Source organism: Streptomyces sp. NPDC046870, from assembly GCF_040704595.1.
GTDB classification, from domain to species: Bacteria; Actinomycetota; Actinomycetes; order Streptomycetales; family Streptomycetaceae; genus Streptomyces; species Streptomyces argyrophylli.
The window spans coordinates 66107-92314 of record NZ_JBEYXM010000025.1 but is presented as its reverse complement, the minus strand read 5'-3'; the positions used below and the strand labels follow the sequence as shown (position 1 = coordinate 92314).

Sequence of the window (26208 nt, the reverse complement as noted above, 5' to 3'; positions counted from 1 at the left end):
TGAGTCCTCACATGTGCGATGCGGACGGCCGTCCCGACGGCCGCAGGCGGAGGAGGGGCTAGCCGCGGAAGACGCACGACGCTGTGGGCCTGACGCGTGTTGTGCAGAAGCATAGTGGCGCGGCGGGCGTCGCATTGCGCCTCCGCGGAAGGATCACCCGTCCGGGGCTGGACGGGTTGGACAACAGGGGCCGGAGCAGTCCGCCCCGGCCCCTGTCAGCGGCTTACGCCTCTTCGTTGACCCAGCTCATCAGCTTGCGCAGCTGCTTGCCGGTCGTCTCCAGCAGGTGCTCGGAGTCCTGCTTCTTGTACTCGTTGTACTTCTTCAGGCCGCCGTGGTACTCGTCCATCCAGTTACGGGCGAAGGAGCCGTCCTGGATCTCGGCGAGGACCTTCTTCATCTCGGCCTTGGTGGCGTCGGTGATGATGCGCGGGCCGGTGACGTAGTCGCCCCACTCGGCGGTCTCCGAGATGGACCAGCGCATCTTCTCCAGGCCGCCCTCGTACATGAGGTCCACGATCAGCTTCAGCTCGTGCAGGCACTCGAAGTACGCGATCTCCGGCTGGTAACCGGCCTCGGTCAGCGTCTCGAAGCCCGCCTTGACCAGGGCGGCGGTGCCACCGCACAGCACGGCCTGCTCACCGAAGAGGTCGGTCTCGGTCTCCTCGGTGAAGGTGGTCTTGATGACGCCGGCGCGGGTGCCGCCGATGCCCTTGGCGTACGACAGGGCCAGCGCGAAGCCGTTACCGGAGGCGTCCTGCTCGACGGCCACGATGCACGGGACGCCGCGGCCCTCCTCGTACTGACGGCGCACCAGGTGGCCCGGGCCCTTCGGGGCGACCATGCAGACGTCCACGCCCGCCGGGGGCTTGATGAAGCCGAAGCGGATGTTGAAGCCGTGGCCGAAGAACAGCGCGTCGCCGTCCTTCAGGTTCGGCGCGATGGACTCCTCGTAGACCTGGGCCTGGATCGGGTCCGGGACGAGGATCATGATGACGTCGGCCTCTGCGGCGGCCTCGGCCGGGGTCACCACGCGCAGGCCCTGCTCCTCGGCCTTCGCCTTGGACTTGGAGCCCTCGTGCAGACCGACACGCACGTCCACACCGGAGTCACGCAGCGACAGGGCGTGGGCGTGGCCCTGGCTGCCGTAGCCGATGACCGCGACCTTGCGGCCCTGGATGATGGACAGGTCGGCGTCGGCGTCGTAGAACAGCTCGGCCACTTTGGGTTCTCTCCTTGTGTGCAGGTGGTGCGTCCCACCGTATGACGGCGGGCGGGAAGGAAGTTCGGGGGTCTCGGCATACGGGCGGCCGTTGATCGCCGGCCGCCCGTTCCCAGTCTTACGCCGTCCGGTCGAGAGCGCGCAGCGAGCGGTCCGTGATCGAACGGGCGCCACGGCCGATCGCGATCGTGCCGGACTGGACCAGCTCCTTGATGCCGTACGGCTCCAGCATCTTGAGCATGGCGGACAGCTTCTCACCGGAACCGGTGGCCTCGATGGTCACGGCCTCGGGGGAGACGTCGACGGTCTTGGCGCGGAACAGCTGGACGATCTCCACGATCTGGGAGCGGGTCTCGTTGTCGGCGCGGACCTTCACCAGAACGAGTTCACGCTGCACGGCCTGACCGGGCTCCAGCTCCACGATCTTCAGCACGTTGACGAGCTTGTTGAGCTGCTTGGTCACCTGCTCCAGCGGCAGCTCCTCGACACCCACCACGATGGTGATGCGGGAGATGTCGGGGTGCTCGGTGACGCCGACCGCGAGCGAGTCGATGTTGAATCCGCGCCGGGAGAACAGGGCGGCGATGCGGGCGAGGATGCCCGGCGTGTTCTCCACCAGGACGGAGAGCGTGTGCTTGGACATGTCTTCTTGCTCTTCCTCGCTCAGTCGTCTTCGTTGTCGCCGAAGTCGGGGCGGACGTCCCGGGCGGCCATGATCTCGTCGTTGGAGGTGCCGGCGGCGACCATCGGCCAGACCATCGCGTCCTCGTGGACGATGAAGTCCACGACGACCGGGCGGTCGTTGATGGAGTTGGCCTCCGCGATGACCTTGTCCAGGTCCTCCGGGCGCTCGCAGCGCAGGCCCACGCAGCCCATCGCCTCGGACAGCTTCACGAAGTCCGGCACGCGCGTGCCCTTGGCCTCCGGGTTGACGTCGTCGGGGCCGCTGTGCAGCACGGTGTTGGAGTAGCGCTGGTTGTAGAAGAGGGTCTGCCACTGGCGGACCATCCCGAGGGCGCCGTTGTTGATGATGGCGACCTTGATCGGGATGTTGTTCAGGGCGCAGGTGGTCAGTTCCTGATTGGTCATCTGGAAGCAGCCGTCGCCGTCGATCGCCCAGACCGTACGGCCCGGCCGGCCGGCCTTGGCGCCCATCGCGGCCGGGACCGCGTAGCCCATCGTCCCGGCGCCGCCGGAGTTCAGCCAGGTGGCGGGGGTGTCGTACTGGATGAAGTGCGCGGCCCACATCTGGTGCTGGCCGACGCCCGCCGCGAAGATCGTGCCCTCCGGGGCGAGCTGCCCGATGCGCTCGATGACCGCCTGCGGGGAGAGCGAGCCGTCCCCGGGCTGGTCGTAACCGAGGGGGTAGGTCTCGCGCCACCGGTTGAGGTCGCTCCACCAGGCGGTGTAGTCGCCCCGGTGGCCCTCGCTGTGCTCCTTCTGGACGGCCTGGACCAGGTCGGCGATGACCTCGCGGGCGTCACCGACGATCGGCACGTCGGCGGCACGGTTCTTGCCGATCTCGGCCGGGTCGATGTCCGCGTGGACGATCTTGGCGTAGGGGGCGAAGCTGTCCAGCTTGCCGGTGACGCGGTCGTCGAAGCGGGCGCCGAGGGCCACGATCAGGTCGGCCTTCTGCAGCGCGGTGACGGCGGCGACGCTGCCGTGCATGCCGGGCATGCCCAGGTGCTGCGGGTGGCTGTCGGGGAACGCGCCGAGGGCCATCAGCGTGGTGGTGACCGGGGCGCCGGTCAGCTCGGCGAGGACCTTCAGCTCGGCGGTGGCGCGCCCCTTGAGGACGCCGCCGCCGACGTACAGGACGGGCCGCCGGGCGGCGGTGATCAGCTTGGCGGCCTCGCGGATCTGCTTGGCGTGCGGCTTGGTCACCGGGCGGTAGCCGGGCAGGTCCATGACGGGCGGCCAGGAGAAGGTGGTCTTCGCCTGGAGGGCGTCCTTGGCGATGTCGACCAGGACCGGGCCGGGGCGGCCGGTGGAGGCGATGTGGAACGCCTGCGCGATCACCCGGGGGATGTCCTCGGCCTTGGTGACCAGGAAGTTGTGCTTGGTGATCGGCATGGTGATGCCGACGATGTCCGCTTCCTGGAACGCGTCCGTGCCGATCGCCTTGGAGGCGACCTGGCCGGTGATCGCGACCATCGGCACGGAGTCCATGTGCGCGTCGGCGATCGGCGTCACCAGGTTCGTCGCGCCCGGACCCGAGGTCGCCATGCAGACGCCGACCTTGCCGGTGGCCTGCGCGTAACCGGTGGCCGCGTGGCCCGCCCCCTGCTCGTGCCGGACCAGGACGTGCCGCACCCGGGTGGAGTCCATCAGCGGGTCGTACGCCGGCAGGATCGCACCGCCCGGAATGCCGAATACCGTGTCCGCGCCGACCTCCTCGAGGGAGCGGATGAGGGACTGCGCACCCGTGACGTGCTCGACGGGGGCGGACTGCTGTCCTCCGGAACGGGGCCGCGGCTGCGGATGGTGGGCCCCGGTGGCCTGCTCGGTCATCGGCATTCTCTTCTCGATGCTGAGGGTTTTTTGCGAGGTTCGGGCGGATTTCGAGCGCTGCACGCAAGGCACTCGTGCAACAAAAAACCCCTCGTGCCGCAAGGCAAGCGAGGGGAGCGCGCCGGTGAGGTCGCTGGGGATTCCGGATCGTCCTCCGGTGGGTCCCAGCTCAGCCGACGCGCTGTCCAAGTACGAGAATTCGGGTGCGCATGGCACTGACCCTCCCCCCGGCACGCACCACGTGTCAAGTGGGTGGGACGGGAGTCTCAGAATGTGAGCGGAGGGCACTGCCGCCACCGAAGACAGCCGGGACACCTCCTGTGTACACCCTCTCCGGCTCCCTGGCGCTGCCCGCGAACGCGGGTTCGGCCGGGGCGTGCGGCACCGGGTAGTGGCCGGATCCGAGCGCCCGACGCAGCCGGTACTCGTCCAGCGGACCGGCGAACGCCATGCCCTGCCCATGGGTGCACCCCATCGCCCGCAACGCGACCACCTGCTCGGGCAGGTCCACACCCTCGGCGACCGACTGGAGCCCGAGATCGCCGGCGATCCGCAGCAGACCGCTGGTGATCTTGTGCAGCCGCGCCGACTCGACCACGCCCTCGACCAGGCCGCGGTCGAGCTTGAGGATGTCCACGGGCAGCCTCCTGAGGGCCGTGATGGCCGCGTAGCCGCTGCCGAAGCCGTCCAGCGCGATCCGCACCCCGAGCCGGCTCAGCGCGGTCAGCCGCCGCTCCAGCTCGTCCAGGGAGACGCGGGGGTCGGTCTCGGACAGCTCGATGACCAGTGCCCCGGGCGGCAGCCCGTGCCGGGTCAGCAGCCCCTCCACCGAGCCCAGCGGCATCGAGCGGTCCAGCAGCCGCCGGGCGCTCATCCGGACCGCCACGGGGACGACGGTCCCGGTCGCGGCCCGCTCGGCCGCCTGCTCCACGGCCTCCCGCAGGATCCAGCGGTCCAGCTCGGCCGTCTTGTCGCCGTCCTCCGTCACCCGCAGGAACTCGGCCGGTGTGAACAGCACCCCCTGCGAGGAGCGCCAGCGCGCCTGTGCGGAGACCGCCGTGATCCGGCCGTTCTGCAGGCACACCACGGGCTGGTGCAGCAGGGCGAACTCGCCGTCGTGCAGCGCGGCGCGCAGCCGTGTGGCCAGCTCCGCCTTGCGGACGACGTCCTGCTGCATCTGCGGCTTGTACAGCTCGACCCGGCCCTTTCCGGCCGACTTCGCGCGGTACATCGCCAGGTCGGCGTTGCGCAGCAGCTCCCCCGCGCCGAGGCCGGGTTCGGCGAAGGCGACGCCGATGGAGGCGTTGACCCTGACGTCGTTGCCGTCGATGGCGTACGGGTGGGAGAGGGTCACCCTGAGGCGGTCGGCGAGCTCCAGGATGTTCCGCTCACGGGCGGCCCGGTCCCGGGTGCCGTCCCCGACGATCAGGGCCGCGAACTCGTCGCCGCCCAGCCGGGAGGCGGTGTCCCCCTGCCGGACCGCGTCCTGGAGTCTGCGGGCGGCCTGGACGAGCAGTTCGTCACCGGCCTGGTGCCCGATCGTGTCGTTGACGGCCTTGAAGCCGTCCAGGTCGATGAAGAGCACCGCCGTGCCCCGCAGGGCGGCGCCCCGGTCGGTGGCCCGGCGGCCGGACAGGGCCTGCTGCACGCGCTTGGTGAACAGCGCCCGGTTGGGCAGGTCGGTCAGCGGGTCGTGCTCGGCGTTGTGCTGCAACTGGGCCTGCAACCGCACCCTCTCGGTCACGTCCCGGCTGTTGAAGATCAGCCCGCCGTGGTGCCGGTTGACGGTCGACTCGACGTTGAGCCAGCCGCCGTCGCCGGAGCGGAACCGGCACTCGATGCGCGTGGTGGGCTCCTCCAGCGGGCTCGCGGCGAGGAAACGGCGCACCTCGTGCACCACGCAGCCGAGGTCCTCCGGGTGGATGAGCCCGGCCAGCTCGGTGCCCACCAGCTCCTCGGCGGATCTGCCGTACACCCCGGCGGCGGCCGGGGAGACGTAGCGCAGGATGCCGTTGGGCGCGGCGATCATGATGACGTCGCTGGAGCCCTGCACCAGGGAGCGGAAGTGGTTCTCCTTCTGCGCCAGTTCCTGGGTGAGGGTGATGTTGTCCAGCAGCATGATGCCCTGCCGGATGACGAGCGCCAGCACCACGGCGCCCGCGGTGATCAGCACCACGTGGTCGGGCCTGCGGCCGTTGAGCACGTTGTACAGGATGCCCAGGGTGCACACTGCGGCGGCGAGGTACGGGGTGAGGGCGGCGAGCGAGCCGGTGAGCGGCCGGCCCGACGGGTACCGGGGGTGCTCCCCGCCCGGCGCGGACAGGGGCGGCTGCCGGCCCTGGCTCGGCCGTCCCGGCCTGTGCTCGTGGACCACGCGCGTGTGCCCGTCCGCCGCGCGCGCCTCCCGCGCGCGCCGGCGCCGGGGCGCGGCCCAGGGCGCGTAGGCGAGCAGCAGCGAACCGGCGAACCAGCCCGCGTCCAGCAGTTGCCCGGAGCGGTAACTGCTGTGCAGCAGCGGCGAGGTGAACAGGGCGTCGCACATCACGGTCAGCGCGAGCGCGCCGATCGCGGTGTTCACCGCGGTGCGGTTGCCCGGGGCGCGGCGGAAGTGCAGGGCGAGGACCATGCTGACGAGCGCGATGTCGAGCAGCGGGTACGCCAGGGACAGCGCGGCGTGCGCCACGCTGGAGCCTTCGATCCGGGCCGCCTGGGCGAGCGCGAGGCTCCAGGAGAGGGTGAGCAGCGAGCCACCGATCAGCCAGGCGTCCAGTCCCAGGCAGATCCAGCCCGCCTTGGTCACGGGCCGCTTGGCGAGGACCAGCAGGCCGACGATGGCGGGCGGTGCGAAGCAGAGGAAGAACAGGTCGGCGTAGCTGGGGCTGGGCACCGGCCGGTCCAGCACGACCTCGTACCAGCCCCAGACCGCGTTGCCCAGCGCGGCCATGAGCGAGGAGAGGGCGAACAGCAGCCAGGCCGAGCGGAAGCGCACGCGCCGGCTGCGGGCGTAGAGGAAGCAGGAGACGGCGGCGGTGCCCGCCGCCGCGCTGAGGCCGAAGTCGCCCATGACCAGCGCGACTTCGCTCGCGCCCCAGTCGAACGCGGCTCCGACGGCGTAGGCCGCGCAGACCAGCGCGAGGACGAGCTGTTCCATCAGCCGGGTGTTGCCGCCGATGGCCGGCCGGCGGGGCGGCGGTGCCTCGTGCGGGTGCGGTGCGCGTGCCGCTCCGTCGAGCGTGGTCGTCACGGAGGGCGGGGCGCTCACCGGGGCCTCCCGGTGAGCGCCGCTCCCGTGTCCCGACGGTCCCGGTGCGCGGGGTGCGCATGCCTGCGACGACCGCTGTGCCTGCGCTGGTGTTGGCGGTGGTGGCTGGTGTGGTGTCCGCGCCTGCGCGCGGCCGTGCGCCAGGGTCGCCGTCGGCGGCTCCGCCGCGTCGGATCGTTCGTCCATAGGCCGTGCATCGCCCGTCGCCCCCCTCACGAATCTGAAATGTCCATCCCCGGCGCCGAGTGGTCAGCGGCGCAGCCCCTGTCGGGGACGATACACCAGGATCGTCACTCAGGGACATAGCGTCTCTACGCTCCGTGACGGTCGGCAGGGATGCGGGTACAGGCCGCGTCCGAAAGGTTGCGGAGGGTGCCGGAAGCGGCCTAGCGCCCGTTTGCTCCCCTGGTTTCGGGTCCGGTCGTCAGGATCACGTTCCGCAGGGGCTGCCGGTTCACGAACCGGGTCAACTGGTCGGCGAGCAGCCTCCCGGCGCGGGGCAGGAAGGCCGAGGAGGGCCCGCCGACATGCGGGCTGATCAGCACTCCGGGCGCCTGCCACAAGGGGTGTCCGGGGGGCAGCGGCTCGGGATCGGTGACGTCCAGGGCGGCGGTGATCCGGCCCCGCTCCAGCTCGGCGAGGAGCGCCTTGGTGTCCACGACCGGCCCGCGCGCGACGTTCACGAGCAGCGCGCCGTCCTTCATCCTGGCGAGGAAGCCGGCGTCGACGAGCCCCCTGGTCTCGTCCGTGAGCGGGGTGCAGAGGATCACGACATCCGCGTGTGGAAGCAGTGGAAGCACATCGGCGATCGGATGCACGGGACCGCGCGCGGTTGTGCGACCGGAGCGCGCAACGCGCGCCACCCGCGCGACCTCGAAGGGCACGAGCCGGTCCTCGATGGCGGCACCGATGGCCCCGTACCCGACGATCAGCACGTTCTTGTCGGCGAGGGCGGGGTGGAAACCGCCCGTCCAGCGCTCCTGTTGCTGGGCGCGGACGAAGCCGGGGATGCCGCGCAGCGCGGCGAGGGTGAGGGTGAGCGCCAGCTCGGCCGTGCTCGTCTCGTGCACCCCGCGCGCGTTGCACAGCCGCACGCCCGGCGGGATCACCGACAGCTGCCCGGTGATGTCGTCGACGCCCGCGGTGAGCGTCTGGATCAGCCGTACGTTCGTCAGGTGCTCCAGGGGGCCCACCCGGACCGACAGCCGCTTCATGTACGGCACCACGTACACGGCGCACTGCGCCGGGTCGCCGGGATACGGCTGCGCGCCGTCCTCTCCCCCGTCCCAGAACAGGTACCGGGGCCCCTCGGGCAGCCCCTCGATCTCCTCGGGCGGAATGGGAAGCCACACGTCTGCACTCATGCCAGGAGGCTATGTCAGGCGCGCCGCGCGCAGAGGTTAGGTTGGGGGCCGGGCTATGGGAGGTTCACGAGCAGGTGGAGCGCAGGACGATCGGCGCGGGGGCGCTCGCGGTGGGGGCCGTCGGACTCGGGTGCATGCCGATGAGCTGGGCGTACAGCGGATCGCGCCGGCGGGGGGAGGAGTCGGTCAGAGCGGTGCACCGCGCGCTGGACCTGGGCTGCGACCTCCTGGACACCGCGGACATGTACGGCCCGTTCACCAACGAGCTGCTGCTCGGCCGGGTGCTCAGGGAGCGGCGCCGGGACGCCTTCGTGTCCACGAAGGTGGGCCTGCTGGTGGGTGAGCAGCACATCGTGGCCAACGGCCGGCCCGGTTATGTGCGGCGTGCCTGCGACGCCTCGCTGCGGCGGCTCCAGACCGATGTGATCGACCTGTACCAGCTGCACCGCGCCGATCCGGAGATACCCGTCGAGGAGACCTGGGGCGCGATGGCGGACCTGGTGCGGGCCGGGAAGGTGCGGGCCCTCGGTCTGTGCGCGGTGGGCGCGCGCGGCGGGCGCCGCCCGGGGGCGGGGCTGTACGACACGACGCTGCGCCAGTTGCGGCGGGTGCAGCAGGTGTTCCCGGTGAGCGCGGTGCAGGCGGAGCTGTCGGTGTGGTCGCCGGAGGCGCTGCGGGAGCTGCTGCCGTGGTGCGAGGCGCGCGGTGTGGGCTTCCTGGCGGCGATGCCGCTGGGCAACGGCTTCCTGACCGGCACGCTGACGCCGGGCGAGGGCTTCGAACCGGACGACCTGCGCGCCCGGCACCCCCGGTTCACCGCCGAGATGATGGCGGCCAACCAGCCGATCGTCGCGGGCCTGCGGCGCATAGCCCGCCGGCACGGCGAGGACATGACCCCGGCCCAGGTGGCGCTGGCCTGGGTGCTGGCCCAGGGCCGGCATGTGATCGCGCTGCCGGGCACCAAGCGGGAGCGCTGGGCGGCGCAGAACGCGGCGGCCGCCGGGCTGCGGCTGACCGCGCAGGACCTGGCGGAGGTGTCCGCGCTTCCGCCAGCCCAGGGATCGTGGGACTGAGCCGGCCACCACGAGGGGTGCGGGCGGCCCGCCACCCGGCGGTCACGTGACCGAGGTTTTCGCGGTCGGTCGGTGGGGATCGGGAACCCGTGGGGGCATGGCCGGTGTCCGAGTGGGGGAGCGTGCCGTCGGGCCCGCCCGTGGAGCGCCACCGGACCACCGCGGCGAAGGGAACCGTGATCGTGCGAAGTAGAGCTGTGCCGGCCGCGCTGGCCGTGGCCGCCCTCCTGCTGGTGGCCGGCTGCTCCTCCGACGGCGGTGGCCCCCCGGGCGGCACCCCGGGCGCGACGGCCTCCGGGGCCACCGCTTCCGGGCACGGCACGGCCTCGGCCGCGCCGCTCCCTCCGGCCAAGGGCTCGGTGGAGGTGCTGCGCACGGTGGCCGAGGGCCTGAAGACACCGTGGGGGCTGGCTCCGCTGCCCGGCGGCGGTCTGCTGGTCTCCTCCCGGAACGAGGGCACGATCAGCCGGATCGACGTGAAGACCGGCCGGAGCACCGAGCTGGGCACGGTCTCCGGGGTCTCGCCGGCCGGCGAGGGCGGCCTGCTGGGCATCGCCCTCTCCCCCGACTTCGCCTCGGACCACATGATCTACGCCTACTTCACCTCGGCCTCGGACAACCGCATCGTCCGCATGCTCTACGACGAGCGCAAGCCGGCCGGCGAGCGACTGGGCGCACCGGACACGGTGTTCAAGGGCATCCCCAAGGGACTCATCCACAACGGCGGCCGGATCGCGTTCGGTCCCGACCGCATGCTCTACGCGGGCACCGGCGAGAGCGGGGAGAGGGGCCTGGCGCAGGACAGGAAGTCGCTGGGCGGCAAGATCCTGCGGCTGACCCCGGACGGCGAACCCGCCCCGGGCAACCCGTTCCCCGACTCGCCCGTGTACTCGTACGGCCACCGGAACGTCCAGGGTCTGGCCTGGGACGACAGACAGCGGCTGTTCGCCTCGGAGTTCGGGCAGGACACCTGGGACGAGCTGAACGCGATCGAGCCCGGTGGCGACTACGGGTGGCCCCGGGCCGAGGGCAGGTCCTTCGAAGCCGGCTTCCACGACCCGGTGGCCCAGTGGCACACCGACGACGCCTCCCCCAGCGGCATCGCCTACGTGAACGGCGTGATCTGGATGGCGGGCCTGAAGGGCGCGCGTCTGTGGCGCGTGCCGCTGAACGGCACGTCGGCCTCCGCCGCCCCGCAGGCGTTCCTCACGGGCGCCTACGGCCGGCTGCGTACGGTCGTCCCGGCGGGCGGCGACAGACTCTGGCTGGTGACGAGCAACACGGACGGCCGGGGCACCCCGAAGAAGGGCGACGACCGGGTGCTGGAGCTGCGGGTGCGGTGAGCGGCGTGCCTTCCCGGATGGGCCGCGCGGCTACTCGTCCCCGGCGGACGCTTCGGGTTCCGGCTCGGCGGGCGCCCTCTCCGGCAGGCGTATCACCGCCTTCCCGGAGGTCAGGTCTATGGGGCCGCGGCCGGGGTCGTTGTCGCCCACGTCCTCGCGGGTCAGTTCCAGCCGGTTCTGCTCGTCCCGGGTGTGCTTGCGGCCGGGTGCGAACAGTTCCTCGAAGGCGTTGAACACGGCTCCCCCTCACTGCCGGTTTTCTCCAGCGTAGGTCTCAGCCCGGTGTTTCGGCAGTGAGCGTCCCGGCCGCGAACAGCCCCAGCCGGTGGGCCACGGCCGCCGCCTCCCCCCGGCCCGAGACGCCGAGCTTGCCGAGGATGTTGGAGACGTGCACGCTCGCGGTCTTCGGGGAGATGAACAGCTCCGCCGCTATCTGGCGGTTGGTGCGGCCGGCCGCGACCAGGTGCAGGACGTCCCGCTCGCGGCTGGTGAGGCCGAGTGCCGTGGCCGGGTCGGCGGGGGCCTGGCGGGTGGCGCCGGTGAGGGTGAGGCGGGCGCGCTGGGCGAGCCGGGCGACGGCGTCGGCGAGGGGACGCGCGCCGAGGTGGCCGGCGACCGCCCCGGCCAGCCGGAGCAGTTCCACCGCGCGTTCGCGCTCGTCGTCGCCGCCCTCGGCCAGCAGCGCCGCGGCGAGGCGGTGGCGGACCCGGGCGAGGTCGTAGGGCCGGTCCAGGCACTCGAACGCGGTGACGACCGGGCACCAGGTGCCGGCGGTGTCCCGGCCCGCGGCGCGGAGCAGTTCGGCGCGGGTCCACTGGCCGTAGGCCTGCCAGAGCGGGACGCCGGTGGTGAGGGTCCGCGCGGCCGCCGAGAGGCGGTCGAGGGTCTCGGCGCGGCCGGGCAGGGCGGCGGGCAGGGCGCGGGCGTCGGCCTCGGCGGTGGCGGCGGCCAGCAGCAGCGGCCAGCCGTAGCGGTGGGTGCCGGGCGGGAAGCCGGCGTCCAGGGCCGGGAGCAGTGCCGCGCGGGCGTCGGTGATCCGGCCCTCGGCGGCGGCGACCCCGAGGACGATGCCGGCCACGGGCAGGGACTGCTGGGGCATCGGGTCGTGGGTGCCGTACCAGGCGCGGGCGGCGGCGAGGTGCCGGCGGGCCTCGGCGTGGTCGCCGCGGGCGAGGGCGAGGTGGGCCTGCAGCAGGGCGCCCGCGCCACGGGGCATGGCGCCGTGGCCGACGCGGGTGGCGTGCGCGGCGGCCTCCGCGGCCTCCTGCCACCGGCCGAGCGAGTACAGCGCCTCGGAGAGGTTGCCCCACATCCAGGCCCCGGAGTCCAGCAGTCCGTACGCGCGGCAGAACTCGATGCCCTCGCGCAGCAGGGGGACGGCCTCCCGGTCCCGGCCGACGCTCTGGAGCACGGACGGCAGGTTCACATAGGCGCGGGCCGCGACCTGGTGCATGCCTTCCGCGCGGGTGTCCTGGAGCACCTGCCGCATCTCCGCCAGACCGGCCTCCGGCTCACCGGACTCCACGGTCAGCCCGCCCAGGGTGAGGCGGGCGTCCAGCTCGGTCTCCCGGGCGCCGACCATGCGGGCGTACTCCACGGCCCGCTCGGCGGCGGCCAGGGCTTCGGGACCCGGCCGGCGCTGCATGGACCAGCTGGCGGCGACCGCCAGCACCTCCGCGTGCACCTCGGACGGCGGCAGTCCGCGCACCAGCTCCTGGGCGGTGGCCAGCTCCTGCCGGCCGTCGCCGCGCGCCGTGGCCTGGATCAGCCGGGAGCGCTGCACCCAGAACCAGGCGGCGCGCAGCGGGTCCGGCTCCTCCTCCAGGAGGCGCAGGGCCCGCTTGGTGATCTTCAGGGCGCGTTCCCGCTCGCCACCGAAACGGCCCGCCACGGCCGCCTCGGCCAGCAGGTCGAGGTAGCGCAGCGGTGTGGTGGCCGGGTCACAGCCGCACGGGGGGTAGACCTCGGCGTAGTCGACCGGGCGCAGGGCGGAGCGGACCTCCGCCGGGGCGCTGTCCCACAGCTCCATCGCCCGTTCCAGCAGCCGCAGTTGCTCGGTGTAGGCGTGCCGGCGGCGGGCGACGACGGCGGCGGACAATACGGCGGGCAGGGCCTTCGCGGCGTCGTGGGCGTGGTACCAGTAGCTGGCCAGGCGCATCACGCGGGCGTCGGCCGGGACCAGCGCCGGGTCGGCCTCCAGGGCCTCGGCGTAGCGCCGGTTGAGCCGGGAGCGTTCGCCGGGCAGCAGGTCGTCGGCGACGGCCTCGCGGACCAGGGAGTGCCGGAAGCGGTAGCCGTCGCCGGTGCGGGTGGCGGTGAGGATGTTGGCGCCGACGGCGGCCCGCAGCGCCTCGATGAGGTCGTCCTCGGCGAGCCGGGCCACGGCGGCGATCAGCCGGTACTCCACCGTGGAGCCGCCCTCGGCGACGATCCGGGCGACCCGCTGGGCGGGCTCGGGCAGTGCTTCGACCCGGACCAGGAGCAGGTCGCGCAGGGAGTCGGTGAGACCGGTGCAGTCGCCCGCCGTGGCGGCGACGGCGAGTTCCTCGATGAAGAAGGCGTTGCCGTCGGAGCGTGCGTAGATCTCGTCCACGTGTGCGGAGTCGGGTTCGGCGGCGAGGATGCCCGCGATCTGGCGGCCGGCCTCCTCGCGGGTGAAGCGGGCGAGTTCGAGGCGGCGGACGGTGCGCAGCCGGTCCAGTTCGGCGAGCAGCGGGCGCAGCGGGTGGCGTCGGTGGATGTCGTCGGAGCGGTAGGTGGCCAGGACGAGGAGGCGGCCCGCGCGCAGGGTGCGGAAGAGGTAGGCGAGGAGGTGGCGGGTGGAGGCGTCGGCCCAGTGCAGGTCCTCCAGGACGAGGACGACGGTGTGCTCGGCGGCGATCCGCTCCAGCAGCCGGGCGGTGAGCTCGAACAGGCGCGCCGTGCCCTGTTCGTCGGGGCGGCCGGCGCCGGCCTCGCCGAGGTCGGGCAGCAGCCGGGCCAGTTCCTCCACCTGGCCGGCCGCCGCCGCGGCGAACTCCTCGGGCAGGGTGTCGCGCAGGGCGCGCAGCGCGGCGGAGAAGGGGGCGAACGGCAGTCCGTCCGCGCCGATCTCCACACAGCCGCCGACGGCGACGACGGCGCCGTGCCGGGCGGCGGCGGTGGCGAACTCCTCCACGAGGCGGGTCTTGCCCACGCCCGCCTCGCCGCCGAGCAGCAGCGCCTGCGGCTCGGCCCGGGCGGCACGGGCGAGCGCGTCGTTCAGCGTGTCCAACTCGTCGGCGCGGCCGACGAACACGGGACTGACGGACCTGTTCTCCACGGGCCCGAGCATCGCACGGGGCCGGAGCGGCCCGGCACCGGTTTTCCACAGGCCCTGTGTGATGGTCGTACCGGTGACCGGCGGTGCCGCACCGGCGGGCGGCAGGGTCACGCGGTGCGTGGCAGCCGGTGCCGGCGGGGGCGGCCGGTATGCGACTCGGCGGCCGGGGCTCCGTCGCCGGCGGCGTCGGCGCGGCGGGCGGCGCGACGGGACCGCAGGACCTCGCGGGCCAGGCGGTCCTCCTGGGCCGTGCGACGCAGCTCGTCGGAGCGCAGGCGGTGGAGTTCGAGGGCGTACATGGCGGGTCCTTCCCGGGGGGACGGTGTCGTGCCGCTTTCCGCGACGCCTCCACCCTCGTTTCCCGGAGGGGTCCGCCGCATCGGGAGAGTGCCGCATCTTCGCGGCGGCAGCCGGGCCGCACGCACGCGTAAGGGGCCTTAGGGCGGCGGTGAGTCGCTCACGCGCGCCCTAAGGCCCCTGGGCCGCGGGTTCCCGGCCTGTGCTCTCAGCCGGTCGAGGGCAGGCCGAGCAGGGCGTCGGAGTACTTCAGGACGGCGAGCAGCAGTCCGATGACGCCGAGCGAGACGCCCGCCCAGGCGACCGACCTGATCCACGCTGCCTGCGGCCGGCCGGGCGTGCCGAACGCGGGCCGGGCCAGCACGACCACGCCGGTGATCAGCGCGGCCAGCGCGAACAGGCCGGCCCACAGGGCGGTGGTGTGCCAGGCGTCGCCGTAGACCTCCTTGATCTGCCGGGCGACGCTCGCGGTGGAGGACGTCCGCAGCTGGCCGACGAGTTGCTCGCGCGCGGACGCGACGGTGCCGATCCAGCCGCCGCTGAGCGAGACCACGCCCAGCGCCGCGGAGACCACGGCGCCGGCGCCCTGGCCGACCCCGGAGGGCGCCTCGCCGCCGGCGGCTTCCGTCGCATCGCCCGCCTCGCCGCCGTCGGCCTCCGCGGCCTCCTCGGCTGCCTGGTTCTCGGCGGTCTGTCCCTCGGCGGTCTGCTCCGCCGCGGGACCCGTCGTCGTCTCGTCGTCCTTGCGCGCCCCGGTGCCGGCCTCAGTGCCGCCGGTGGCGCCTTCCGCTGTCTTCGTTGCCATGCCTGGCACCGTACGGACGCTCTCTGAGAGGTCCCTTAATGATCGTTGTGCGCGGTACGCGCGCGTGCCGCACGCCACTCGGGCGCGAGCACCGACCAGATCTCGGTGCTGGTGCGCTCGCCCCGGTGCAGGTAGTTCTCCCGGAGCACGCCCTCACGCGTCATGCCGAGCCGCCGGGCCACGTTGATGCTCGGCTCGTTGGCCGAGGACACCTGCCACTCCACCCGGTGCATGCCGCGCTCCTCGAAGGCCCAGTCGAGCAGCACCCGCATCCCGCGCGTGACCAGCCCGCGCCCGGCCGCGGCCGGCTCCAGCCAGCAGCCGGCCTCGCAGACCCCGCCCGGGGTGTCCCAGACACGGAACAGCAGGCCGCCGACGAGCGTGCCGTCCAGCCAGATGCCGTGCAGGCCGCCGGCGTCGGCGGCGCGCTTGTCGGCGTACGCCTTCAGCCAGCCACGGGCTCCGTCCAGGTCGGACACCACGTCCGGCAGACCGACGTGCCGGCCGATGAACTCCCGGCCCCGGTCGATGTTGGCGAGCAGTTCCTCCGCGTGCCAGACCTCCAGGGGCCGCAGTTCGGCGGCGTCACCGAGCGATATCGCGTACATCGTGCCGTTGTTCCTTCCGTAGTGCGTGCACCGGGACCCGACCGGGCCCGTCCTCGGTCGCGCGGCACCCGGGCGGCTGGACGCCGAGGCGCGGCAGGCGGCGCTCCGGCCGGCCGGGCAGACGCACCGGAGCGGGCACGAGCAGCGTACGCAGCACGAAGGCGTCGAGGGCGACGGCGGTGGGGAGCGCGATGCCGGACAACGGCCGCGCGGGAACCCACAGGTGCGCAGCCGCTCCACGAGCTCGCTGGTCAGTCGAACTGATCGCCGAGCGCCATGATCATCGTGCCGGCGACGAGCAGCCACAGGGCCCTGCGGGTACGGCCCGTGGCGCCGAGCAGCGCCGCGAGCGCGCACACGGCGGCGCCGAGGGCGTAGGCGGCGGGGACGGGAGCGGGTGCGGAACCGGTGAGCCGCAGCAGGGAGGCGGCGAGCCCCGCGAGACACAGGAGCGCTCCGGTGCCGGCCGCGGTCCACCGGGCCCGCCGGGCGTCCTCGACGTACCCCTCCGGCTCCTCGGTTATCGGGGGCTCGATGTCGGAATCGGTGCGTCCACTCATGGCGGGCGAGCGTACCGTCCCCGGCCGGGACGCCCTGGTGCGGGGCGGTGCCGAGGCCGCGGGGCACGAACGGGCCCGCACGAAGCCGGCAGGGCGGATCGGAGCCACGCGACTCGCTGGGGCTGCCGGGCGGCGGCCAGGGACGCCTGCCGGGGGCACCTGCCGGGGTCGCCCGACCGTGGGGCGCCGCAGCTAGTACGGCCCCGGAGGGCGTCCCTCCGGGGCCGTACACCGCCTGCCCGTCAGCCCTCGCTGACGCCCAGCTTCTCCAGGATCAGCTCCTTGACGCGGGCCGCGTCGGCCTGGCCGCGGGTGGCCTTCATGACCGCGCCGACCAGGGCGCCCGCCGCGGCCACCTTGCCGCCGCGGATCTTGTCCGCGATGGCCGGGTTGCCGGCGATGGCCTCGTCGACGGCCGTGCCGAGCGCGGAGTCGTCGGAGACGACCTTCAGACCGCGCTTGTCGACGACCTCGTCCGGGGTGCCCTCGCCCGCGAGGACGCCCTCGATGACCTGGCGGGCCAGCTTGTCGTTCAGGTCACCCTTCGCGACCAGCTCGGTGACCCGGGCCACCTGCTGCGGCGTGATCGCCAGCTCCTCCAGCGCCTTGCCGGACTCGTTGGCGCTGCGCGCCAGTTCGCCCATCCACCACTTGCGGGCGGAGGCCGCGTCGGCACCGGCGTCGATGGTGGCGACGATGGGCTCCAGCGCGCCGGCGTTGAGGATCGCCTGCATGTCGGTGGCAGAGATGCCCCACTCGGCCAGCAGCCGGGTGCGGCGGGCCAGCGGCAGCTCGGGCAGGGCCGCGCGGATCTCCTCGACCCACTCGCGCGACGGCGCGACCGGCACCAGGTCGGGCTCCGGGAAGTACCGGTAGTCCTCGGCCTCCTCCTTCACGCGGCCCGAGGTCGTGGACCCGGTGTCCTCGTGGAAGTGGCGGGTCTCCTGGACGATCGTGCCGCCGCCGGACAGGACGGCCGCGTGCCGCTGGATCTCGAAGCGGGCCGCGCGCTCCACCGAGCGCAGGGAGTTGACGTTCTTCGTCTCCGAGCGCGTGCCGAACTTGTCGGCGCCCTTGGGCATCAGCGACAGGTTGACGTCACAGCGCATCTGGCCCATCTCCATGCGGGCCTCGGACACGCCGAGTGCGCGGATCAGCTCGCGCAGCTCGCGGACGTACGCCTTCGCCACCTCGGGGGCGCGCTCGCCGGCGCCCACGATCGGCTTGGTGACGATCTCGATCAGCGGGATGCCGGCGCGGTTGTAGTCCAGCAGGGAGTGGGACGCGCCGTGGATACGGCCGGTGGCGCCGCCGACGTGCGTCGACTTGCCGGTGTCCTCCTCCATGTGGGCGCGCTCGATCTCCACGCGGAAGACCTCGCCGTCCTCCAGCTGCACGTCGAGGTAGCCGTCGAAGGCGATCGGCTCGTCGTACTGGGAGGTCTGGAAGTTCTTCGGCATGTCCGGATAGAAGTAGTTCTTCCGGGCGAAGCGGCACCACTCGGCGATCTCGCAGTTCAGCGCGAGACCGATCTTGATCGCGGACTCGACGCCGGTCGCGTTGACGACCGGGAGCGCGCCGGGCAGGCCGAGGCAGACCGGGCAGGTCTGGCTGTTCGGGTCGGCACCGAGCGCCGTCGAGCAGCCGCAGAACATCTTCGTCTTGGTGCCGAGTTCGACATGGACTTCGAGGCCCATGACGGGGTCGTACGACGCCAGCGCGTCCTCGTACGACACCAGGTCGGTCGTGGTGGTCACGGTGAAAACTTCCCTCTCAGCCCAGCAGGACGTCGTCGTCGCCCAGCCGCTTCAGCTCGCGGTAGAGGATGGCGAGGCCGGTGACGATGCCGGCGGCGGTGACGACGGCGTCGACGAGCCGCAGCGTGTCGTTCTCGGCGCGGGCCTTCTTGATCTGCTTGGCGGCGCCGACCGCGCCGAACGCGGTGGCGGCCATGGACAGGTACGTACCGGACCTGGACTTCTTGAAGCCCTTGGCCTTGGTCAGTGCGCTCACAGCGACGGTGCCTCCTCCAGCAGCGGGTGACCCCACTTTTCCACGAAGGCGGCCTCGACGGCGGCGCCCACCTTGTACAGCCTGTCGTCCTTCATCACCGGGGCGATGATCTGCAGGCCGACCGGGAGGTTGTCCTCCGGGGCGAGGCCGCAGGGCAGGGACATGGCCGCGTTGCCCGCCAGGTTGGTCGGGATGGTGCACAGGTCCGCGAGGTACATCGCCATCGGGTCGTCGGCGCGCTCGCCGATCGCGAAGGCGGTGGTCGGGGTCGTCGGGGAGACGATCACGTCGACCTGCTCGAAGGCCCGGTCGAAGTCCCGCTTGATCAGCGTGCGGACCTTCTGGGCGCTGCCGTAGTACGCGTCGTAGTAACCGCTCGACAGGGCGTACGTACCGAGCATGACGCGGCGCTTCACCTCGGGGCCGAAGCCCGCCTCACGGGTGAGGGAGGTGACCTCCTCGGCGGAGTGCGTGCCGTCGTCGCCGACCCGCAGGCCGTAGCGCAGGCCGTCGAAGCGGGCGAGGTTGGAGGAGCACTCGGACGGGGCGATCAGGTAGTACGCCGACAGGGCGAGGTCGAAGGACGGGCAGTCCAGCTCGACGATCTCGGCGCCCAGTTCCTTCAGCAGCTCCACGGACTCGTCGAAGCGCTGGATGACGCCCGCCTGGTAGCCCTCGCCGCGGAACTGCTTGACCACGCCGACGCGCATGCCCTGGACGCTGCCGTTGCGGGCGGCCTCGACGACCGGCGGGACCGGGGCGTCGATGGAGGTGGAGTCGAGCGGGTCGTGACCGGCGATGACCTCGTGCAGCAGGGCCGCGTCGAGCACCGTGCGGGCGCAGGGGCCGCCCTGGTCGAGCGAGCTGGAGAACGCGACCATGCCGTAGCGGGAGACCGCCCCGTACGTCGGCTTCACACCGACCGTGCCGGTGACGGCGGCCGGCTGGCGGATGGAGCCGCCGGTGTCGGTGCCGATGGCGAGGGGGGCCATGTGCGCGGCCAGCGCGGCGGAGGAGCCGCCGCCGGAGCCGCCGGGGATCTTGGTCAGGTCCCACGGGTTGCCGGTGGGGCCGTAGGCGCTGTTCTCGGTGGAGGACCCCATGGCGAACTCGTCCATGTTGGTCTTGCCGAGGATGACCACGTCGGCGGCCTTCAGCCGCTTGGTGAGCGTCGCGTCGTACGGCGGGATCCAGCCCTCGAGGATCTTCGAGCCGACGGTCGTGGGCACGCCCTCGGTGGTGAAGATGTCCTTGAGCGCGAGCGGGACACCGGCCAGCGGGCCGAGCTTCTCGCCGCGCTCCCGCTTCTCGTCCACGGCACGTGCCTGGGCGAGGGCGCCCTCGCGGTCGACGTGGAGGAAGGCGTGCACCTTCTCGTCGACCGCCTCGATCCGGGCGAGGTGGGCCTCGGTGACCTCGACGGCCGTCAGCTCGCCGGAGGCGATCCTGGCGGCGGTCTCGGCCGCGGTGAGCCTGATGATGCTGTTGTTGTCCGTCATGGCGGTCACTCCTCCCCCAGGATCTGCGGCACCTTGAAACGCTGCTGCTCCTGTGCCGGGGCGCCGGAGAGCGCCTGCTCGGGGGTGAGCGAGGGACGGACCTCGTCCGGCCGCATGACGTTCGTCAGCGGCAGCGGGTGGGAGGTCGGCGGTACGTCTTGGTCGGCGACCTCGCTGACGCGGGCGACCGCGCCGATGATGTCGTCCAGCTGTCCCGCGAAGTGATCGAGTTCTTCGGGCTTCAGCTCCAGACGCGCCAGCCGGGCGAGGTGGGCGACCTCCTCGCGCGTGATGCCAGGCATGCAGCGATCCTCTGGGGTGAGTGTGTGTGGTTTGGCCCAATCCTATGGGGCGGGGGCCCGTGCCTGTTAAACGGTTTGCCGGGGCCCGGCGCTCACCGGCGCCGGCCGTCCCAGGCCTCGCTCCCGAGGAAGTGGTTGTCGTACAGCTCCTGGACCTCCAGCAGGCTCTCCGGGGCGACCTCGCCGAGGCGGATGCGCTGGAGGTGGCGGAAGTACTCGAAGCGCTCGACGCCCGGGGTGATGACGATGAGCAGGTCGGCGGTGCTGCCGGGGGCGGCGGCGAAGGCGTGGGGCCGGTCCGGCGGCACGATGATCAGGTCGCCGCGCCCGGCGGTGACGACGTCGTCGCCGGACAGCACCTCGGCCTCGCCGTCGAGCAGGTAGAACATCTCGGCCGAGTGGTGGTGCACGTGCGGCCGGGCCCCGTCGGCGCCCTCGGCGAGCGTGACGCGCACGGTGGACAGCGCGCCGCCGCTGGCGCTGCTGTCGGCCAGCAGCCTGACGGCGACGGGCGCGCCGCCGACGACCTCTGCCTCGGCGTCCCGGACCAGCACGGTCTCGTCGAACCTGGGCACGAACAACGACATGGCGGTATCCCCCTCGTGTGAGCCCGCTGCGGGGCGGTCAGACCGCGAAGAGCAGTCCGGCACTGATCAGTACGACGATCGCGGTGGCGAAGTGGATCCCGAAGGCCACGGCTTTCCGTCCGCCGCCACGCAGGACTATGCGCGTGTCGACGAACGGCACGAGTGCCACGCAGAGCATGAACCACGCCTCGGCGCGGGCGCCGGCGAAGGCGAGCAGGGCGAGACCCACCAGCCCGAGGGTGCCGTCCCTGAGCCCCTTGACCGACAGGTAGGCGCGGGCGTCGCCGTGCGGGTCGGCGGGGACTCCGTAGCCGGCCGCCGCGGGCCCGGGCTGGAACCAGAACCGGTAGCCGAGGAACAGGCAGAACAGGTCGAGCAGGACGGCCAGGGTGTACGCGGTGACGGTCATGTGCGGTTCTCCCCCATTGATTTTCTAGCATTGCTAGGCGTAATAGCGAAGCTAGCAGATCGTCGACAGATTGGCTAGCATTGCTAGAATCGAGGCACGTGCCGATCCAGGCGCGCGGGAAGCGCGAGCGAGGGGAACGCGCGCGGCGGATCGTCACGGCAGCCCGGGAGCCGGCGGAGGCCGAGGGCCGGGACGCGGTGACCACGCGTCGGCCGGGCGCCGGGATCGACCAAAGCCAGCCGGTCCCTGGCGACGGAGCTACGGCGGGCCCGTACGGCGGCGCGGGGGGGGCGGCGGCGGTGGCGGAGACGTACACGTCCTTCGGCAGGCGTTCGGCCCGCCCGGCCGGGAGCTACTCGGCCGCAGGGAGTGCGGCGCGCGGTCGTTGCCAGCCTCGGGAGCCCCGCGCCAGCAGCCAGGCCGTGGTCTCCTCGGGCGGCATCGCCGCGGCGACCAGCCAGCCCTGCACCGCGTCGCAGCCCAGGTCCCGCAGCCGCTCCCACGTCTCGTCGTCCTCGACCCCCTCGGCCACGACCAGGAGGCCCAGCGAATGCGCGAGATCCACCGTGCAGCGCACGATCTCCGCGTCCTGGGCGTCGACGGCCAGCCGGGCCACGAAGGAGCGGTCGATCTTCAGCTCGCTGACGGGGAGCCGCCGCAGGTGCACCAGCGACGAGTAGCCGGTGCCGAAGTCGTCCAGGGACATCTTCACGCCGTGGCCGGTGAGCCCGGCGAGGGTGTCGGCGGCCCGCTGCGGGTCCTCCAGCAGCACGTGTTCCGTGATCTCCAGCTGGAGCGCCCCGGCGGGGACGCCGTGCCGGGCGAGGCGCGCGGCGACCGACCCGGCGAATCCCGGGGTGTGGACGTCGCGCGGGGAGACGTTGACGGCGACCGGCACCCGCAGGCCCTGCGCGCGCCACCGGGCGACCTGGCCGAGCGCGGTCTCCAGGACGTACTCGGTGAGGTGGGGCATCAGCCCCGAGGACTCGGCTATCGCTATGAACTCGTCCGGCGGCACCTTGCCGCGCTCCGGGTGCACCCAGCGGACCAGGGCCTCCAGGCCGGCGACCTGTCCGTCGAAGCGGACCTTGGGCTGGTAGTGGAGCTGCACCTCGTGCGCGTCCAGCGCCCGGCGCAGGTCGCCCAGCAGGCCGAGGCGGTCCGGGGTGTTGGAGTCCCGCTTGGACTCGTAGACCTCGACGCCCGTACGGTCCCTCTTCGCCTGGTACATCGCGACGTCGGCGCGGCGCAGGAGCCCTTCGGCGTCGAGCGCGTGGTCGGGGAAGACGGCGACGCCGGCGCTGGCCTCCAGCACGAGGGTGAGTCCGTCCAGGTCGAGCGGGGAGCTGAGGTCGGTGACGAGGCCGCGGGCGACGCGGGTGGCCGACGTGGTGGAGTCGGCGACGGGCAGTAAGACGGCGAACTCGTCACCGCCGAGCCGGGCGGCCTCGGCGCCGCGCGGCAGGGCGAGCCGCAGCCGGTCGGCGATCTGGAGCAGCAGCCGGTCGCCGGCCAGATGACCGAGGGTGTCGTTCACCGACCGGAAGCGATCGAGGTCGATCAGCATGAGTGCGGAGCGCGCGCCGATGCGGTCGGCGTCGTCCAGGGCGGTCCAGATGCGCTCCAGCAGCCACTGCCGGTTGGGCAGTCCGGTCAGCGGATCGCGCAGCTGCTCCTCGGCGCGGGCGCGGGCCATCCACAGCGTGGAGTCCAGGGCGATGAGCGGGATGGCGAACAGCGGCAGCAGGACCGGCTGGGTGTCGGCGACGACGCACAGCAGGGGCGCGATGCCGAGCAGGGCGACGGCGACCAGGCCCTGCCGGACCAGGGCGGTGCGGGCGACGGTGGGCACGCCGCCGCCGCGCGGGGCGTACAGGTACCACAGCAGGCCGCGGCCGACGGCGAGGTAGGCGACCGCGACCAGCACGATCTCGGGTGCCGCGGCGACGCTCCAGGTGCCGGGCCGCCAGGGCTCCTCGACGCTCGGGAACCGGCCGAACGCGCCGAGCAGCAGGGCGCCGACGCCGATGCCGAGGATGTCGGCCGCGCCGTGCAGCACCCCTTGCCGCCAGCGGTTGCGGCGGGCGATGCCGACCAGGACGACGACGGCGAGGCTGACCAGGCCGGCGGGCACCCAGCCGTACAGCAGCAGGACGGCGAGGGTGAGGGCGGCGCCCGATCCGGTGCCGCCCCACCAGCGGGCGCGGCCCAGCATGACGAGGTGGCCGACGATGACGCCGGTGAGCAGGGCCAGCGACCAGCCGACCGTGCCACCGGGGAAGAGGGCGTGGTGGCCCGCGTAGGCGCGGTAGAAGCCGGCGCCAAGGACGAGTCCGGCGGCGGCCACGACGGCCGCGGGCAGGGCGGGCCAGGACAGGTGCCGTTCGGCGTCGGTGCCGGCCAGGCCGGGGGCGCGTGCCACGGCGGACAGGGCGGCGCGGGCGTCGGTGGCCGCGCCCGGTCCGGCCGGGCGCGGCTGCACGGCCGTGCGCCCGTCGTCCCGCCCGGTCCACCGGTTGACCCGCCACGCGCCCGCGCGGCGGCGCAGGCGCAGCCATGAGTCCGGGGCGGCGCTCTCGGTCGGTTCCATTCCCGTCCCTCTCACAGCCGGCGGTGCCCACGCCACGCGGCCCGATGCCCGACAACCATCAGCAGCTCCGCGTCGAAGAAACCTTCCCCGTGCCTGTGAAGGGCACGGAAATGCCCCAGCCGTAGCTGGGCACGGCAGGCGCACACCTCAACAGTAGGCCGCGGAAGGCTTCCACGGGCAGCGGTCTCCGACGGTTGCCCGAATGCGCCCGGGCCACCCGTATGCATCTGATATGCGCCGATCGGGTGGCCTTCAACCGCTACTCCCCGGTCGGAAGCGCGACTTCGGCCGCCGCTTCGGGGCCCTGTGCCAACAGGACGCCGAAACCGTCCTCGTTCAGCACGGGAACCTTCAGCTGCATGGCCTTGTCGTACTTCGATCCGGGGTTGTCACCCACAACGACGAACGAGGTCTTCTTCGACACCGAACCGGTCACCTTCGCGCCCTGGCGCTGCAACGCCTCCTTGGCGCCGTCCCGGGTGTGGTTCTCCAGCGTGCCGGTGACGACGACCGTGAGCCCCTCCAGCGGACGCGGCCCCTCCTCCTCGCCGGACGACTGGTCCTCCAGGGGGACGCCCGCGGCCTTCCACTTGCGGACGATCTCGCGGTGCCAGTCCTCGGCGAACCACTCCTTGAGCGCGGCGGCGATGATGGGGCCGACGCCGTCGGTGGCCGCCAGCTCCTCCTCGGTCGCCTGTTCGATGCGGTCGATGGACCGGAACTCGCGCGCCAGTGCCTGCGCGGCCACCGGTCCCACGTGCCGGATCGACAGCCCGTTCAGGAAGCGGGCCAGCGGACGGGACTTGGCCGCCTCGATGTTCGCCAGCAGGGCGAGGGTGTTCTTCTTCGGCTCGCCCTTCTGGTTGGCGAAGACCGTGACGACCTTCTCCTCGCCGGTCTTCGGGTCGCGCTTGGGCAGGCCGCTGTCCGGGTCGAGGACGTAGGCCTTGATGGGCAGCAGCTTCTCCACCGTCAGGTCGAACAGGTCGCCCTCGTCCACCAGCGGCGGGTCGGCCGGCTCCAGCGGACGGGTGAGCGCGGCGGCCGCCACCGCGCCGAAGTGCTCGATGTCCAGGCACTCCCGGCCGGCGAGATAGGACACCCGCTCGCGCAACTGGGCCGGGCAGCCACGGGCGTTGGGGCAGCGGAGGTCGATGTCGCCCTCCTTCATGGGCCGCAGCGGCGTCCCGCACTCGGGGCACTCGCCCGGCATCACGAACTCCCGCTCGCTGCCGTCCCTGAGGTCGACCACCGGGCCGAGGATCTCCGGGATGACGTCACCGGCCTTGCGCAGGACCACGGTGTCGCCGATGAGCACGCCCTTGGCCTTGACGACCTCCTGGTTGTGCAGGGTGGCGAACTCCACCTCGCTGCCCGCGACCGTGACCGGCTCGACCTGCGCGTACGGCGTGACGCGGCCCGTGCGGCCGACGCCCACCTTGATGTCGACGAGCTTGGTGTTGACCTCCTCCGGCGCGTACTTGTAGGCGATCGCCCAGCGCGGCGCCCGCGCGGTGGAGCCGAGCCGGCCCTGGAGGCGGATCTCGTCCAGCTTGACCACGACACCGTCGATCTCGTGCTCGACGGAGTGGCGGTTCTCGCCGTAGTACGCGATGAACTCCCGTACGCCGGCGAGGTCGTCGACCACGCGGTTGTGCGGGGAGGTGGGCAGGCCCCAGGTCTTCAGCAGGTCGTACGCCTGCGAGAGCCGGGTCATGCCCGAGAAGCCCGTCAGGGCGCCGATGCCGTGGACGACCATGTGCAGCGGGCGGGTCGCGGTGACCCGCGGGTCCTTCTGGCGCAGCGAACCGGCGGCGGCGTTGCGCGGGTTGGCGAAGGGCTTGTCGCCGGCCGCGACCAGGCGTTCGTTCAGTTCGAGGAACTTCTCCATCGGGAAGTAGACCTCGCCGCGGATCTCCACCAGGTCGGGCACCTCGTCGCCCCGCAGGCGGTCCGGGATCTCCGCGATCGTCCGGACGTTCGGCGTGATGTCCTCGCCGGTGCGGCCGTCGCCGCGGGTGGCCGCGCGCGTGAGGCGGCCCTTCTCGTAGGTGAGGTTGACCGCGAGGCCGTCCACCTTCAGCTCGCACAGGAAGTGGTACGTCTGGTCGCCCAGCTCCCTGGCGACGCGGTCGGCCCAGGCGGCCAGGTCGTCGTCGTTGAACGTGTTGTCGAGCGAGAGCATCCGCTCGCGGTGCTCGACGGCCGTGAACTCCGTCTCGTAGGACCCCGCGACCTTCTGGGTGGGCGAGTCCGGGGTGCGCAGCTCCGGGTACCGCTCCTCCAGGGCCTCCAGGGACTTCAGGAGCTGGTCGAACTCCGCGTCGCTGATGACGGGAGCGTCCTTCACGTAGTACCGGAAGCGGTGCTCCTCGACCTGCTCCGCCAGCTGCGCGTGCTTGTCGCGGGCCTCGGCGGGCACCGCCGTCGTCTCCGCCTGCTTGTCGCCGGCCACCGTG

Annotated in this window: 21 protein-coding genes and 1 pseudogene; 2 read left to right on the top strand and 20 right to left on the bottom strand. The window is 72.7% G+C overall.

From position 1 onward, the window contains the following. Window positions 1–223: 223 nt before the first annotated feature. The 5 genes from ilvC to AB0946_RS34465 form a co-directional block, all read right to left on the bottom strand. A complete protein-coding gene (gene ilvC / locus AB0946_RS34485) occupies window positions 224–1222 on the bottom strand; it encodes a ketol-acid reductoisomerase (RefSeq protein ID WP_366764625.1) in 999 nt (332 codons plus the stop codon). A gap of 118 nt (window positions 1223–1340) precedes the next feature. After that, the gene (gene ilvN / locus AB0946_RS34480) at window positions 1341–1865 is read right to left on the bottom strand and encodes an acetolactate synthase small subunit (protein ID WP_121786755.1); all 525 of its coding nucleotides are present in this window, start codon (window positions 1863–1865) and stop codon (window positions 1341–1343) included. Between the two features lie 20 nt (window positions 1866–1885). After that, entirely contained in the window at window positions 1886–3736 is a 1851-nt protein-coding gene (locus AB0946_RS34475; RefSeq protein WP_366764623.1) for an acetolactate synthase large subunit, read from the bottom strand. 244 nt (window positions 3737–3980) lie between these two features. Beyond that, complete coding sequence (locus AB0946_RS34470) at window positions 3981–6998, bottom strand: EAL domain-containing protein (protein WP_366764622.1); 3018 nt, start codon at window positions 6996–6998, stop codon at window positions 3981–3983. A 386-nt stretch (window positions 6999–7384) separates the two neighbouring features. After that, window positions 7385–8362 (bottom strand): 2-hydroxyacid dehydrogenase, encoded by a 978-nt coding sequence (locus tag AB0946_RS34465; RefSeq protein WP_366764621.1) that lies wholly within the window; start codon window positions 8360–8362, stop codon window positions 7385–7387. Window positions 8363–8436: 74 nt separating this feature from the next. Between AB0946_RS34465 and AB0946_RS34460 the strand changes: the two genes are divergently transcribed. Next, window positions 8437–9435 (top strand): aldo/keto reductase, encoded by a 999-nt coding sequence (locus AB0946_RS34460; RefSeq protein ID WP_366764620.1) that lies wholly within the window; start codon window positions 8437–8439, stop codon window positions 9433–9435. Window positions 9436–9632: 197 nt separating this feature from the next. Continuing rightward, the gene (locus AB0946_RS34455) at window positions 9633–10778 is read left to right on the top strand and encodes a PQQ-dependent sugar dehydrogenase (RefSeq protein WP_366764660.1); all 1146 of its coding nucleotides are present in this window, start codon (window positions 9633–9635) and stop codon (window positions 10776–10778) included. A 30-nt stretch (window positions 10779–10808) separates the two neighbouring features. On the opposite strand, the gene AB0946_RS34450 is transcribed toward AB0946_RS34455, so the two are convergent. The 15 genes and pseudogenes from AB0946_RS34450 to ligA form a co-directional block, all read right to left on the bottom strand. Next, window positions 10809–11015, bottom strand: coding sequence for a DUF6191 domain-containing protein (locus AB0946_RS34450; protein WP_366764618.1), 207 nt, complete (start codon window positions 11013–11015; stop codon window positions 10809–10811). Between the two features lie 37 nt (window positions 11016–11052). Beyond that, on the bottom strand, window positions 11053–14091 hold the full coding sequence (locus tag AB0946_RS34445) for an AAA family ATPase (protein ID WP_366764658.1): 3039 nt from the start codon (window positions 14089–14091) through the stop codon (window positions 11053–11055). Window positions 14092–14186: 95 nt separating this feature from the next. Then, window positions 14187–14378, bottom strand: coding sequence for a hypothetical protein (locus tag AB0946_RS34440; RefSeq protein WP_366764616.1), 192 nt, complete (start codon window positions 14376–14378; stop codon window positions 14187–14189). Window positions 14379–14584: 206 nt separating this feature from the next. Further along, a complete protein-coding gene (locus tag AB0946_RS34435; RefSeq protein ID WP_366764615.1) occupies window positions 14585–15181 on the bottom strand; it encodes a hypothetical protein in 597 nt (198 codons plus the stop codon). 35 nt (window positions 15182–15216) lie between these two features. Beyond that, window positions 15217–15789 (bottom strand): GNAT family protein, encoded by a 573-nt coding sequence (locus AB0946_RS34430; RefSeq protein WP_366764613.1) that lies wholly within the window; start codon window positions 15787–15789, stop codon window positions 15217–15219. After that, a pseudogene (locus AB0946_RS34425) lies at window positions 15767–15997 on the bottom strand (hypothetical protein); the annotation flags it as partial. The gene AB0946_RS34430 and the pseudogene AB0946_RS34425, both read right to left, overlap by 23 nt. Before the next feature lie 43 nt (window positions 15998–16040). Then, on the bottom strand, window positions 16041–16349 hold the full coding sequence (locus AB0946_RS34420; protein WP_366764612.1) for a hypothetical protein: 309 nt from the start codon (window positions 16347–16349) through the stop codon (window positions 16041–16043). A 242-nt stretch (window positions 16350–16591) separates the two neighbouring features. Continuing rightward, complete coding sequence (gene gatB / locus AB0946_RS34415; RefSeq protein ID WP_366764610.1) at window positions 16592–18106, bottom strand: Asp-tRNA(Asn)/Glu-tRNA(Gln) amidotransferase subunit GatB; 1515 nt, start codon at window positions 18104–18106, stop codon at window positions 16592–16594. Window positions 18107–18122: 16 nt separating this feature from the next. Further along, window positions 18123–18362 (bottom strand): hypothetical protein, encoded by a 240-nt coding sequence (locus AB0946_RS34410; protein ID WP_030346630.1) that lies wholly within the window; start codon window positions 18360–18362, stop codon window positions 18123–18125. Then, the gene (gene gatA, locus AB0946_RS34405) at window positions 18359–19861 is read right to left on the bottom strand and encodes an Asp-tRNA(Asn)/Glu-tRNA(Gln) amidotransferase subunit GatA (protein WP_366764608.1); all 1503 of its coding nucleotides are present in this window, start codon (window positions 19859–19861) and stop codon (window positions 18359–18361) included. The genes AB0946_RS34410 and gatA overlap by 4 nt, the downstream gene beginning before the upstream one ends. Window positions 19862–19866: 5 nt before the next feature. Then, window positions 19867–20163 (bottom strand): Asp-tRNA(Asn)/Glu-tRNA(Gln) amidotransferase subunit GatC, encoded by a 297-nt coding sequence (gatC, locus tag AB0946_RS34400; protein WP_004925108.1) that lies wholly within the window; start codon window positions 20161–20163, stop codon window positions 19867–19869. A gap of 92 nt (window positions 20164–20255) precedes the next feature. Further along, window positions 20256–20750 carry a cupin domain-containing protein gene (locus tag AB0946_RS34395; protein WP_366764607.1) on the bottom strand — a complete coding sequence of 165 codons (495 nt, stop codon included), beginning with the start codon at window positions 20748–20750 and terminating at the stop codon, window positions 20256–20258. 37 nt (window positions 20751–20787) lie between these two features. Beyond that, the gene (locus tag AB0946_RS34390) at window positions 20788–21159 is read right to left on the bottom strand and encodes a DUF4267 domain-containing protein (RefSeq protein ID WP_366764606.1); all 372 of its coding nucleotides are present in this window, start codon (window positions 21157–21159) and stop codon (window positions 20788–20790) included. Window positions 21160–21511: 352 nt separating this feature from the next. After that, on the bottom strand, window positions 21512–23749 hold the full coding sequence (locus AB0946_RS34385) for a bifunctional diguanylate cyclase/phosphodiesterase (RefSeq protein WP_366764605.1): 2238 nt from the start codon (window positions 23747–23749) through the stop codon (window positions 21512–21514). Window positions 23750–24008: 259 nt separating this feature from the next. Beyond that, window positions 24009–26204 (bottom strand): NAD-dependent DNA ligase LigA, encoded by a 2196-nt coding sequence (ligA, locus tag AB0946_RS34380; RefSeq protein WP_366764604.1) that lies wholly within the window; start codon window positions 26202–26204, stop codon window positions 24009–24011. Window positions 26205–26208: the final 4 nt, after the last annotated feature.

Excerpts from the sequence above, each read along its gene's own strand:
- ilvN (WP_121786755.1), bottom strand. The coding sequence starts at position 1,865 with ATGTCCAAGCACACGCTCTCCGTCCTGGTGGAGAACACGCCGGGCATC.
- AB0946_RS34475 (WP_366764623.1), bottom strand. The coding sequence starts at position 3,736 with ATGACCGAGCAGGCCACCGGGGCCCACCATCCGCAGCCGCGGCCCCGT.
- AB0946_RS34465 (WP_366764621.1), bottom strand. The coding sequence starts at position 8,362 with ATGAGTGCAGACGTGTGGCTTCCCATTCCGCCCGAGGAGATCGAGGGG.
- AB0946_RS34445 (WP_366764658.1), bottom strand. The coding sequence starts at position 14,091 with ATGCTCGGGCCCGTGGAGAACAGGTCCGTCAGTCCCGTGTTCGTCGGC.
- AB0946_RS34440 (WP_366764616.1), bottom strand. The coding sequence starts at position 14,378 with ATGTACGCCCTCGAACTCCACCGCCTGCGCTCCGACGAGCTGCGTCGC.
- AB0946_RS34435 (WP_366764615.1), bottom strand. The coding sequence starts at position 15,181 with ATGGCAACGAAGACAGCGGAAGGCGCCACCGGCGGCACTGAGGCCGGC.
- AB0946_RS34430 (WP_366764613.1), bottom strand. The coding sequence starts at position 15,789 with ATGTACGCGATATCGCTCGGTGACGCCGCCGAACTGCGGCCCCTGGAG.
- AB0946_RS34420 (WP_366764612.1), bottom strand. The coding sequence starts at position 16,349 with ATGAGTGGACGCACCGATTCCGACATCGAGCCCCCGATAACCGAGGAG.
- gatA (WP_366764608.1), bottom strand. The coding sequence starts at position 19,861 with ATGACGGACAACAACAGCATCATCAGGCTCACCGCGGCCGAGACCGCC.
- gatC (WP_004925108.1), bottom strand. The coding sequence starts at position 20,163 with ATGCCTGGCATCACGCGCGAGGAGGTCGCCCACCTCGCCCGGCTGGCG.
- AB0946_RS34395 (WP_366764607.1), bottom strand. The coding sequence starts at position 20,750 with ATGTCGTTGTTCGTGCCCAGGTTCGACGAGACCGTGCTGGTCCGGGAC.
- AB0946_RS34390 (WP_366764606.1), bottom strand. The coding sequence starts at position 21,159 with ATGACCGTCACCGCGTACACCCTGGCCGTCCTGCTCGACCTGTTCTGC.
- AB0946_RS34385 (WP_366764605.1), bottom strand. The coding sequence starts at position 23,749 with ATGGAACCGACCGAGAGCGCCGCCCCGGACTCATGGCTGCGCCTGCGC.